The following is an 11,810-nucleotide window of genomic DNA, read 5'->3' as shown; positions in this document are numbered from 1 at the left end:
CTGAAGTTCGTGACACATGAAGGCGACGGGGTAGGCGTGGGATGCTGCCCAGTCCGCGATGGCAGCGAGTATTACCGCTGGCCGCTCGCAAACCAGGTCGATACTTGTGTGCGAAGTCGATCTGCATCTCATAGGCGCGCGCTCACGTCGAAGACGCTTCAACTCCGCACGGCCACCCCTGTCACAGGCTCGTCATCGTCGCCGCCCGGCTCGGTGGGCGGGTAGACCGGCTTTCGCCATCCACTTTCTGATACTGGTCTCGCTTATGTCAGTCTGTCTCGCGACTTCTGCGACGGAATAGCCGCCTTCACTGATGAGCGCGACGGCGTCGCGCTCATATTCCTCGGTGAAGCTTCGTCGGGTGGAACCCGTGGAAGTAGTCTCCTATGGCCCGAGAACCCCAGCAACACATGCCCGAGTCGACCAAACGGGTACGGTCCTCCCCCGTCATCTGAAGCAGCGGACTCGCCCCCTATACATACGCGGATCGACGGGTCTCGCTGGTTAACGGCTTGAACGGCCACGGCCGGACCCGCCGAAGAGCGCTTTGACCGCGCGTCGCGAAGACCGACGCGTCGGAGGCGGGTCCGCCGGCTGGAACCCGGCACTTAGACGAGTAAAAAAGTTCTCACCACCAGCAACGATCCATGCGGCCGTATGCGACTCATACTGGTCGAATTATTGGTCCTGAGCGACAGGCGTCAGGGGCTGCTGAGGGTTTCGTTGACTCATTCGCGATGCCCCGGGTGCGGGGATGTTGATCATCTCAAACTTGATCGGGGTGGGTGACCCAGGCCGCATTGTCAGCGTCTTCGGTGGTAGGTGACCTCGCTCCAGGTGACGATCTCGAGACGCAGATACAGGTGAAGTCGCGCGGACCGGATTAGAGCTTGCTTACAACATTTCTTTTTCCTTGACCACGGCTGTAACCCAGAGTACACAGGATGTGGCGTAGGCGACCTGAAGTGGTCAGAAACACGAAGGAGAATCACCAATGAGGTTCGGCACCAAAGCACTTGTTGTTGCGAGCAGCGCTCTCCTACTCGCTGGGGTCGGCACCAGCGCCCATGCTGTAGAAATGAAAGCAAACGAGACCGAAGCGGCGGCGGTGAAAATGCAAATCAGATTTCGACGCTCGTCGCAGAAGTTGCTCCTCACCAAGGTCAAATTGTTTCTGGAGATGAATTCTCACTTGATCCGTCTGCGCCGATTCCGGTGCATGGGCCAGGTACCTTGCTAAAGGTATCCCTGCCTCAAGGGCTCGCAGTGAATCGCGGTATGGTTGCAGCTGACAGCACCGTCGTGTTTCCGGAGCGGGATGGTGTGGCCGCAACTGTGCAGTCCCTCGACAGCGGTGCCGTCCGAATCCAGACAGTAATCAATTCTCCGTCATCAGCTCATGAGTTTGTATATTCCGTAGGAGATCGCTATCAGGTGGCTAAAGATGCCGCTGGACAATTCTGGGCCGTTGGTTTTGATGAGGCCGGATCTTTCACATCCTTCAGCATCGCGCCGGCATGGGCCCGCGATGCGAACGGAGACGAGGTGCCCACTCACTATGAGGCGCAAGGAGACACGCTAATTCAGGTCGTTGAACCCACTGACGCCACCTCCTGCCCCATTGTCGCCGATCCCACATGGCAGTGGTATAACACTGCCTACGGCGCGGGCTTCAGTAAGACAGAGACCAAGAACCTCGCCGCCGCAGCAGGGGCGGGAGCATTGTGTGGCAAAATTCCTTCTGGCGCGCTGCAAACGTTTTGCATCGTCGCTAGCGCAGACTGGGGAATTCAAGCAGGGTTGGCAGCGAACGAAGACCAGTGCGTTTTCGTTGCGGCCGTACCCGCCCCTATAGCGATGCGATGGCTTTCCCCGGAATGTAACTGACCACTGCCGGTTCGCAAACGAGCGGAGACCTCGTGATATATTTATTGATCATCCTTGTAGGTGTGTGCTTGGGTGTTTTGCTTGCGACCACGCGCGTGCCGCAAAGTCGGATGGCACCCGCAATTGCAATTTTATTGTTGATTACTATGACGATAGCCGTCCTGATCTTCGTATGGCCAGCACTTCTCTTTAGTGGAATAGTATTACTTGTCTCGCTACTAGTAGGCAATTATGTCTACGGTGGAATTCTGTGGAAAGACGTCCCGCCCAACCAGGCACTATCAACACGGGAGCTGATCTGGCAGGATTTCACTGGATACCTACGCCGCTCTTACCGTGCCCAGAAACGCGAAAGCCTTGGTGACACGGAAGAACACGCGCATATCAAAGCCCCGTAACATGTCAGGTCAAATGGGGCTAGCGCATCATAGATGCTGGGCCGGACCATTAGCTTGGCGCGCTCGCGGTCACCCGGATCTTAGGGCGTCTTTCATGGGATCTAGCTCGTCAGTAATCGTTCTCGCTCAGTGATACGCCATCTCGAACCTAGGAGGAGCTGAGGTGGCGATAACAGATGGAGGGCGGCTCGCGGTAAGACTTGCCGCTATCTGAGTCACCGCGTGGACACGCTCACCGTCTCGGCCACTTCCTTTATACATTTTCTTACCGAGCTTGGGTTTATGGCGGCCCGTACACCATGGTCGCCGCGAGCCGTCTGCGCACGTCGGTCGACTCGGCCGCCGTGACTCCGGGCTTGGCCCCGTTCTCGATAGCGGCCTTCTTCATCCAGTTCATTATCGAGTTCTCCGAGATCCCGAAGTCCTTCGTGACCTGCGCTAGAGGCGTTTCACTTCTCCGCGCGACCGCGACGACATCCCGTCGAAACTCTTCCGGATACGGCTTAGGCACGACAACCATCTTTCCAGCAGCGACCATCAGCCACCACGCACCAGGAGTCAACCAAAGCCTCAGCCGTCCGTCTGGATCCCCGGCGGCCCCCTCTTCAACGAGCAGCTCGTCCGTCGGGGCCTCGCCCGTGAGCACACCTCTAACCTGCCCTATCGCTATCAAGCCGAGTTCCTCGCCGCGCACACGCAGGCGCATGACGACGGCGCCAGCCTCTGGTCCGCCTGCGTCATCGCGACGAACGGACGACGATGCGTCCACCTCGCCGGTGTCGGTGTGTGTCCGAGTGTCCATCGTGTTCGGCTGGCCCAACGCGACACGCGCCATCTTCGCCGGAACAGACGGCGGCAGCTGGGCGGTTCACGCCCGAGTGCACTGAAATGGGCACGATTCACCACGGTGGAGACCGTCCTGCCCGCCTCAATGATGAGCTTGCCGATACGTTTGCGACGACGAGGCGTCGCCCGCGGTCACAGAACGTTGATCGCGGTCGCACGCCAGCGGGCGTCCATGCCCTCGAGGCGGATGGCGACGGCCCTCGTGCGCACGCGGGTGTGTACCATGACCACTCCTTCGACGACTCCGTCGCGGGGCTCGGTGATCACGACGCGGCCGACCGTGAAGGGGATCCGCTGCCCTGTGCGGCGTTTCAGGCTCCGTGAGCGCGCCGAGAGCACAACGCGCTTCTGCAGATGGTGGTAGACCTCGTCGGTCAGCCAGCGGGCGATTTGGTCGATCTCGCGCGAGCCTTCGAGGATCTCGAGCACGGCGAGGGTGAGCCGAGCGAGGAGCGGCTCCGGGTCGGGCAGTTGATCCCGGGTCGCAGGCTGCGCCGCGAAAAAGGCTGCCGCCGGGGCTTTTTCATCGGGTGGGGCTGGGTCGAACGGCAGGGTGCGGTAATCGAAGGCGTGGAGTGGGAGGCTCATTCGGCGTGTTCCAGTGGCAGGGCGAGCGACTCATGGGTTCGGGTCACCTCTCGGCTCGTCGGGTGAAGCGCGCTCGGGTCAAGCGCGCAGGGACAGCCCCATCGAATCAGTCGAGGTAAGCTCAAGGTGACTTCGGCGCCAGTCTGTGGATAACCAAGGACGCTCCTCTCCGGTGCGGTGCGCCCGGCCGCGTCCCGTCGTCGAACAGCGGCCTAGGCTGGCCGGGTGTCGACCCTCAGCGATCTCGTCCTTTCCCACGGCCGGTCCGACGAAGCGGATGTGGAATGGCTGCACCTCCTGGTCGGCGACCTGCAGCTGCTCGCCGACCTCGCCTTCGCCGACATTGTGCTCTGGGTGCCGACGGCCGACGAGAGCTTTGTGGCTGTCGCCCACGCTCGCCCGTCCAGCGCCGCGACCCTCTTCTACCGCGACTTCGTGGGGCAGCGGATCAAGTCGGAGTGGCGCGCCCAGGTGGTCGAGGCATTCGAGACCGCACGCATTGTCGACACCTCCGCGCCCGACTGGTTCGAGGAGACGCCCACGCGCGTGCGTGCTGTACCGGTCTTGCGCCGGCTCGGCGCCTCCGACGGCGCGACCACCGATCGACCGATTGCCGTCGTCACGCGACACACCAACCTCAGCGAGACCCGCACTCCGAGTCGCCAAGAGCTGACGTTCAACGACTGCGCGAATGATCTCTTCTCGATGATCGCGTCGGGCGACTTCCCGGACCTCGGCGCCCCGACCGGCCCGCGCCGTGGGGCTCCGCGCGCGTCGGATGGGCTCATCCGCCTCGACGTCGACGGCATCACCACCTTCGCCAGCCCTAATGCACTCTCGGCGTTCAACCGCATCGGCTTCGCGGACGAGCTCGAGGGCGAATCGCTCGCCGAAGTCACCACGGCGCTGCTCACCGGCAAGCTCGTCATCGACGAATCGCTCCCGCTCGTCGTCACCGGCCGGGCGCCCTGGCGCACCGACATCGAGACCCGCGGCGTGACGATCTCACTGCGCGCGATCCCGATCCGCGACCGGGGCGAGCGCGTCGGCGCCGTCGTGCTCTGTCGGGATGTGACCGAGCTGCGGCACCAGGAGCGCGAACTCATCACGAAAGACGCAACGATCCGCGAGATTCACCACCGCGTGAAGAACAACCTCCAAACGGTAGCCTCGCTGCTGCGGATCCAGGCGCGTCGTACGCACTCGGACCTCGCTCGCGATGCGCTGACGCAGGCGATGCGCCGCGTCGCCGCCATCGCGGTCGTCCACGACACGCTCTCTGAGGGGCTCAATCAGGACGTCGACTTCGACCAGGTGTTCGATCGGGTCCTGCTGCTGATCGCCGAAGTCGCGTCGACACACAACACAACGGTGCACCCCAAGCTGAGCGGGAGCTTCGGCAACCTGCCCAGCGAGTATGCGACTCCGCTCGCCCTGGCTCTGACCGAACTCGTCACCAACGCCGTCGAGCACGGCTTGGCCGGTCGCGAGGGTGACGTCGAGATCGTCGCGACGCGCAGCGACGACGAGCTGACCGTGAAGGTGCGCGATACCGGAGTCGGACTGCCCGAGGGAAAAGTCGGCTCCGGTCTGGGGACGCAGATCGTACGCACTCTGATCCAGGGTGAGCTGGGCGGCACGATCGATTGGCACACGTTGGTCGGTCGAGGCACCGAGGTGACCATCGAGATGCCGCTGCGCTGGCTGGAGCGCGATCGCTCCTGAGGACGTCGCGGCACAGCTCCTGCGGGGAGGGTCGACCCGTGCCCCTCGGAACGACGAAGCCCCCGTCATTTGAAAGGGGCGACGGGGGCCGGGTCGTCGGTCTGCTGAGCGGCTGGGCGCGACTACGAGGCGCGGCGCGCGCGCGCGGCGCGGCGCTTGAGGGCGCGGCGCTCGTCCTCACTGAGCCCGCCCCACACTCCCGAGTCTTGGCCGGTTTCGAGGGCGTACTGGAGGCAGACCTCGGTGACAGTGCAGCGAGCGCACACCGACTTCGCCTTCTCGATCTGGTCGACCGCCGGTCCGGTGTTGCCGACCGGAAAGAAGAGCTCGGGGTCTGCGGTGAGGCAAGCGGCTTTGTCGCGCCAGTCCATGCGGGTGCTCCTTGTATGCAGGCGTGCGCGGAGGAACCACGCAGTGTTCGGGTGGGATGATCGATTCACGCCGACGATCACGACCTTCATCTGGACCTCGCGCTTCACCTGCGCACGCCACGACACTCCACGCGACGGCGCGGAGTGTTTCGGGTGGTGGTCGGGTCGGCGCTCGGTTCAAGCCCGGCAGGCCCGGCACGGTGCGAAAGCACTATGCCGACTACCGGTTCCAGAGTTGGTCACCCGACTCGCCCCCGTGTCTCTCGACACGACGGGATCGGATGCTCACATCGACGGAAACCCACGACCCTGTGAGCGGTGAAACGAACTGGACTAGCCTGTCACGAGGATGAATCCGAATCAAGAGATCTGGGTGGGATGTGGCTGTGACCGTTGAGGAGAACGGGTCGCGCCGACCCCGGACCACCGGTGTGAGACCGGTCGGGCTCCTCATCCTGATCGCGGTCCTCGCGCTCGAGACTCTGGCCGTTGCGGCGCTCGCGATCTGGCTCGTCGTCGAGCTGCTGACGACCGCCGCGGACACGCCAGACGGCGGAATCGCCATCATCGTGCTCGCTCTGATCGCGCTCGGCTGGGCGGTCGCCACCACTCTCGGCGCAGTACGGCGCCGCGGTTGGATGCGCGGGTCAGCGCTCACGATGCAACTGGTAGTGATGGCTATCGCCCTCGGCGCCTTCCAGGGTCAGTACGCGGTGCCCGACATCGGCTGGGCGCTTCTGGCTCCCGCGCTCGTCGCGACCGTGACGCTCTTTCTCCCGAGTGTCGTCGCCGTGACCCGCCGCGAAATCGGCCTCGGCTAGCGACTTCTCCCGCTCGGATGCGAGGCTGGAGTGGCCTCTCCTCCTACGACTCCTACGACCCGGAAGAAACACGCATGGACTCCACCCGACTCGGCTCCAGCGGCCTGCAGGTCTCCCGGATCATCCTCGGCTGCATGAGCTTTGGCGCACCCGACCGCGGCGCGCATGGTTGGAGCATGGGGGAGGAGGAGTCGCGCCCGTTCCTGCGCCGTGCGCTCGAGCTGGGCATCACCACGTTCGATACGGCCGATGTGTACTCCGACGGCACCAGCGAGGAATTCGTGGGGCGTGCCCTCGCCGACTTCGCTGTCCGCGAGGAGGTCGTGATTGCGACCAAGGTGCACGGCCAGATGCGCCCGGGGCCTAATGGCGGTGGTCTCTCGCGTCGTCACATCTTGAGCGCAATCGACGACAGTCTGTGCCGTCTTGGCATCGAGTACGTCGATCTTTATCAGATCCACCGCTGGGACCCCGAGACGCCGATTGAGGAGACGATGGAGACTCTGCACGACGTCGTCCGCTCGGGAAAAGCGCGCTACATCGGCGCTTCCAGCATGTGGACGTGGCAGTTCGCGAAGGCCCAGTACACCGCCGACCTCGGCGGTTGGACGCGCTTTGTCTCGATGCAGGACCAGTACAACCTGATCCAGCGCGAGGACGAGCGCGAGCTACACCCGTTCTGCAGCGACCAGGGGGTCGGCGTGATCCCGTGGTCGCCGCTTGCGCGCGGTCGCCTGACCCGCGACTGGGACGAGACGACGGTCCGCACCGAGACCGACGTCTTCGGCGGCACCCTCTATCGGCAGCAGGAGGACTCCGACCGGCGGACGGCGGCGATCGTTGCGCGCATCGCCGGCGAGCACGGTGTCTCCCGCGCGCAGGTGGCGCTCGCCTGGGTGCGGCAGCAGGAGGCGGTCACGGCGCCAATCGTGGGCGCCACCAAGATGCAGCACCTCGAGGACGCCGTGGCCTCACTCGACCTCACGCTCGGTGAGGACGAGTTGGCGGCGCTGAGCGCCGATTACGCGCCGCGCTTCGCTGAGGGCTTCTAGCAACGCCGCGCCTGCGCAGCGGTGAGGGTGCCAGTACCCGATACGATCTCCTTCGAAATCGATGGAATCTCGGATCGGAGGATGGCGTGGCGGAGGACGTGGGGGACGCCCTCGGTGCGCGGTATCGGCTGCTTGACCGGATCGGGGCCGGAGCGGCCGGCGAGGTCTGGCGCGTGCGCGACGTGCGTGAGGGGTCCGAGCTCGCGGCGAAGCTCCTCCGACGGGAGCACACCCAGGACACCGGGCTCGTCGAGCGGTTCGTTCGCGAGCGCTCAGTCTTGACGCGGCTACGGCATCCGCGGGTGGTTGCGGTTCGCGACCTGGTCGTCGAGGGCGACACACTCGCGATCGTGATGGAGCTGGTCGGCGGGGGCTCGCTCCGCGACCTGCTGAACACCGAGGGGCCGCTCGCCGCCGGTCGAGCCGTCGCGGCGACCGCCTCCGTCCTCGATGCTCTCGCTGCCGCCCACGCCATCGGCACGGTGCATCGCGACGTGAAGCCCGACAACGTCTTGCTCGCGCAGGAGGTGCCCGACCTCGGCGAGGCGGTCCGTGTCTCCGACTTCGGCATTGCGCACGTCGTCGCGGAGGGCCCTCGGGCGACGACGGGAATCATCGGCACGCCCGAATACCTGTCACCCGAGATGCTCGCGACGGGGGAGACCGGGCCGCCCAGCGACGTGTACTCCACCGGCATCCTGCTCTACGAGCTGCTCTCTGGGCGCACGCCGTTCGCCGGGATCGGCAACGACTTTGCGGTGGCGTACCGGCACGTCTCGATGCTGCCGCCCCCGATCGACGTGCCAGCCAGTGTCGGGGCCATCCTTGACCGAATGCTCGCGAAGGACCCCTCGGGGCGGCCCACCGCGGCGGAGGCGGCCGGGATACTGCGTGGTCTCGTCACCGGACTCGCCGGCGTTCCCGCGCTCGCCCGCGCCGCCGATCTGCCGACGTTCGAGGAGGTAGCGCGCCCCGCGACGGTGCTGCGCGGCGCGCACCCCGGAGTAGAGGCGGAGCCGGCGCCTGTCGCCGAAGAGGGGCCCGCACCCGAGCTGGGACCGTCCTCCCAGGCGACGGTCCTGCGCTCGAGGCCGCGGCGCGAGCTGCGTGCAGCGGCGGCGCCCGCGCCCGTGGCTGCGGCTCGGCGGCGGTTCGACCCGCGGATGATCGCTGCCGCTGTCGGTGCTGCGGCCCTGCTCGTCGGGGCTGTCGTCGTGGCGATCCTTCCGCGGGGCGAGGACGTGCAGAGTGGAACATCGACGGCCGCGTTTTCGGCGCAGCAGCAGGACAGGCCGCTCCCCACCGGCCTCGGCCTTGCGCGCTCCGCGTCGTGGGATCCGCAGAGGCAGTCGCTCATCGTCGAGCTCTCCTATTCCGCACAGAGTGCGCCCCTCAGCGGGGCACTCCTCGAGGTCCTGCCGGGCCTCGAGGACGCGGCGGCCTGTCCCGCCGTCACCTGGTCGGGAGCGGTAGGCGTGCGCAACCAGCCGAGCGTGACGGGGGTCGGAGTCGCCTGCGGCTGGAACCTGACCGGGCTCGACATTCCGGCGCAGGGGACCGTCGTCGTGACCGCCACTGTCGCGATGCCTGTGGCCGACCAGGCGGCTCTGGACGCGTGGCTCCGCCGCGCATCGGCAGCGACGTCGACGGCCGTCTCCGACCCTGCCGTCGCTGGGACGGCCTACCCAGTGCAGCGCCTCCGCGACATCCGCATCGAGACACCGGCTCGTACAGTCAGTCAGACCCCGCTGCCGGTGACGCTTGTGCCCGTCTGGCCGGGCGGAGCGGATCCGGTGAACCCGTTGCTCGTGACTCCCTCCGTCGGCCGCGCTAGCAGCATGCTCGACGCGGTCGCCGGTGGCGTGAGCGGTGTTCGGCTCAGTGACGGTTGCGGTGGAGCTGTTGCAGTGTCCTCTGACGGCCTGACGGTGACGGCCCTGTCGGTGACCCCCTCCTGCGAGCTACGAGCGCGGGTCGGCGCTTTCTCCGACCTCTCGAGCAGTCCCTTCGCGATTACGACGCGCGGCTGAGACCGTCGTCTCGCGCCAAACGACTGTCGCAGAATGACGGATCGCCGATTTCGGCCCTACGCTTACGAGGCATTCTCAGCGGGTGTTTATCCGCGGGGGAGCGGGCGGGATGGTCCCGTCCGCACTGGGAAGAAGGGTGTGGTTCATGTCTCGTGTTCTCTCAACAGAAGAGGCGAAGTCGGCGATCCAGCAGATGCAGTCGATCATTAACGGCGGTCTAACGGATCAGATCAGTCAGCTGGACGCGCAGGGGCGGACGCTGTCCGACCCGAACGTCTGGGACGGTCCGCTGGCGTCGCAGTTCCGGTCCTCGACCTGGCCTGAGACCAAGTCGGCGCTCGAGAAGGCCAAGCAGGAACTCGAGGAGCTGCGTGGGCAGCTGGCGACGATCTCGCAGAACATCTTCGCCGCCGGCGGCGGAAGCTGATCGACCGTCCCGCCCCTGCGCTCACGTTGCGCAGGGGCGGGACGCCTTCTGTCTGCGAATGGTCGAGTCTCTGTGACTTCACAAAAGTGGAGTAGTGCTCGGTCGGCTTCGAGGCGGGTGGGATCGATTCCGCTGTCGGCGCGGTGTCGGGTGCGGCTGGCGCGGGAGTGAGAGCAGCTTTTGCGAAGCTGGGGTCGAATAATACTGCGGCGCTGACGGTTGGTGCCGCTGCGAGTGGTGCGGTTGGGGGCGTTGGCGCGTATGTGGCAGAGCCGGGGCCGCAAACGCCTGAGGGTCTCCTCGCGGCAGGCGCGGAGAACGCGCTGATCGGTGCGACCACGGTGGGGATCCCTCCGCGGTTGTCTTTGAAAGAGACGAAGCGTTTCGATAACTGGATCTGTCGGTCTCGGTATCCGACGGAACCGACGGTGACGTTCCGGGCGGGAGACATCAATGGCTTTAATGCTGGCGAGTGGTGGTCGACAGACGCGCCGCTGAGTGTCAGCCGTGTATGGTCTGAGAAGGAACTGCCGCCGCAGTGGCCCAACGGACATCCCTCCCACGTCAATACGGGGTTCGCGTCAGAGCTGCCGGCAGGGTGGCCGGCTTACAGCGGAACGATCGCCCCCCAGCGAGGGCCGGCTGGCGAGTTGTACCCAGGTGGAACTCATCAGACCTATATGCCGATGGTGTGGAACGACGTGAAGGAGATGCAATCGTGGCCCCTTGTTCCGTGAACGACCGGCGCAGAGATGATTACGCGGATGCGCTTGCTGATCTTTCCGTCAGAATTCTGACGGTGAAGAAGTTTTATCTTTTTCCGAAGTTTGCCAGTTATGCGCGATTCGCTCGTCGGGCTACGACGCTCGGACAGATGCGCGGGCTCTGCAAAAAAGTCCGACTGTCTTATGGGCACACGATCGGTGGTCTGGAGGAAGCCCACGTCGTCCGAGCAGATGGCACGATTGACATGGAGACAACGTGGGTGTATCAAGCGTCCCTGACCAAGGTGTGGAAGATGTCTCAGACCATCAGATGGCTGATCTGATGTTCGCTCTAGAGTTGGGAGGAATCTCGCGTGATCTGATCGGCGTCGCCTTAGCGATCGTTGATCCCGAAAATGTTGGTCGTGGTCGATGGCATTAGCCGCGATGGCACAGAGAGTTTCTGCCATTCCAGGGCCGGGTAAGGATACTCGTCGAGGCGATCCCATAGCTGAACTGCCGGCTGGCCTTTCAAGCTACGTTGGAAGAGCATGAATAGTCTAAGCGACAGATGTGTCAGGCGTGTTGATGGGAGTATCGATCTGGAGCAGACGGAAAAGTACGATAAGGCAATAGCTAATGTTTTACGACAATCGCGCCGTTTCCGATGGTGGTTATGGTGGCGCTAAGGTTTGCGAGTTCCGCGACGTCCGACAAGTAGCCCGAAAAATACAGACTTTTTCTTCCGCATAGAGGAAAGCGGACGCGCTCGCCGATATTTCCGTCTGGATACAGACTGTCAATGATTTCCATTCCTCTTAAAGGGCTCATCGTAATTGGGGGTGTAGTCGGGGTCTGAAGCCGCGAGTTTCGAGCAGGCTGCGGGCGATGTAGTTGGTGAGGTTGCGGAAGCCGAGGGCGGTGCCGCGGAGGTGTTCGAGGCGGCCGTTGATCGCTTCGG

At 64.4% G+C, this 11,810-nt stretch carries 10 protein-coding genes and 2 pseudogenes; 9 read left to right on the top strand and 3 right to left on the bottom strand.

Annotated elements, in window-relative coordinates:
• Positions 1-192 precede the first annotated feature (192 nt).
• Positions 193-351 (bottom strand): annotated as a pseudogene (locus B0H03_RS17425) (transposase); the annotation flags it as partial.
• Between the two features lie 643 nt (positions 352-994).
• Here B0H03_RS17425 and B0H03_RS05960 point away from each other — a divergent pair.
• The 3 genes and pseudogenes from B0H03_RS05960 to B0H03_RS17420 form a co-directional block, all read left to right on the top strand.
• Positions 995-1,240 carry a hypothetical protein gene (locus tag B0H03_RS05960; protein ID WP_104264900.1) on the top strand — a complete coding sequence of 82 codons (246 nt, stop codon included), beginning with the start codon at positions 995-997 and terminating at the stop codon, positions 1,238-1,240.
• 38 nt (positions 1,241-1,278) lie between these two features.
• Complete coding sequence (locus B0H03_RS16135) at positions 1,279-1,887, top strand: hypothetical protein (RefSeq protein ID WP_127843944.1); 609 nt, start codon at positions 1,279-1,281, stop codon at positions 1,885-1,887.
• Positions 1,888-2,760: 873 nt separating this feature from the next.
• Positions 2,761-2,955: pseudogene (locus tag B0H03_RS17420) on the top strand (hypothetical protein); the annotation flags it as partial.
• 308 nt (positions 2,956-3,263) lie between these two features.
• Here B0H03_RS17420 and B0H03_RS05950 read toward each other — a convergent pair.
• Positions 3,264-3,719, bottom strand: a complete 456-nt coding sequence (locus B0H03_RS05950; protein ID WP_219814973.1) for an Rv3235 family protein — start codon at positions 3,717-3,719, stop codon at positions 3,264-3,266.
• A 225-nt stretch (positions 3,720-3,944) separates the two neighbouring features.
• Between B0H03_RS05950 and B0H03_RS05945 the strand changes: the two genes are divergently transcribed.
• Positions 3,945-5,444 (top strand): sensor histidine kinase, encoded by a 1,500-nt coding sequence (locus B0H03_RS05945; RefSeq protein ID WP_104264898.1) that lies wholly within the window; start codon positions 3,945-3,947, stop codon positions 5,442-5,444.
• A 122-nt stretch (positions 5,445-5,566) separates the two neighbouring features.
• On the opposite strand, the gene B0H03_RS05940 is transcribed toward B0H03_RS05945, so the two are convergent.
• Positions 5,567-5,815 carry a WhiB family transcriptional regulator gene (locus B0H03_RS05940; protein ID WP_055788231.1) on the bottom strand — a complete coding sequence of 83 codons (249 nt, stop codon included), beginning with the start codon at positions 5,813-5,815 and terminating at the stop codon, positions 5,567-5,569.
• Between the two features lie 386 nt (positions 5,816-6,201).
• On the opposite strand from B0H03_RS05940, the gene B0H03_RS05935 reads away from it, so the two are divergent.
• The 5 genes from B0H03_RS05935 (at position 6,202) to B0H03_RS05915 (ending at position 11,193) form a co-directional block, all read left to right on the top strand.
• On the top strand, positions 6,202-6,636 hold the full coding sequence (locus B0H03_RS05935) for a hypothetical protein (protein WP_104264946.1): 435 nt from the start codon (positions 6,202-6,204) through the stop codon (positions 6,634-6,636).
• 74 nt (positions 6,637-6,710) lie between these two features.
• Positions 6,711-7,688: an aldo/keto reductase gene (locus tag B0H03_RS05930; protein ID WP_104264897.1), complete on the top strand. Its 978-nt coding sequence runs from the start codon at positions 6,711-6,713 to the stop codon at positions 7,686-7,688.
• Between the two features lie 86 nt (positions 7,689-7,774).
• Positions 7,775-9,718: a serine/threonine-protein kinase gene (locus tag B0H03_RS05925; RefSeq protein WP_104264896.1), complete on the top strand. Its 1,944-nt coding sequence runs from the start codon at positions 7,775-7,777 to the stop codon at positions 9,716-9,718.
• 145 nt (positions 9,719-9,863) lie between these two features.
• Positions 9,864-10,145: a pyrophosphorylase gene (locus B0H03_RS05920; RefSeq protein ID WP_104264895.1), complete on the top strand. Its 282-nt coding sequence runs from the start codon at positions 9,864-9,866 to the stop codon at positions 10,143-10,145.
• Between the two features lie 733 nt (positions 10,146-10,878).
• Positions 10,879-11,193: a hypothetical protein gene (locus tag B0H03_RS05915; protein WP_104264894.1), complete on the top strand. Its 315-nt coding sequence runs from the start codon at positions 10,879-10,881 to the stop codon at positions 11,191-11,193.
• The last annotated feature ends 617 nt before the right edge of the window (positions 11,194-11,810 follow it).

The sequence above is a fragment of the Rathayibacter iranicus NCPPB 2253 = VKM Ac-1602 genome, from assembly GCF_003149025.1.
GTDB classification, from domain to species: domain Bacteria; phylum Actinomycetota; class Actinomycetes; order Actinomycetales; family Microbacteriaceae; genus Rathayibacter; species Rathayibacter iranicus.
Note: the sequence above shows the minus strand (reverse complement) of the source record. Positions and strands in the feature narration are given on the sequence as shown.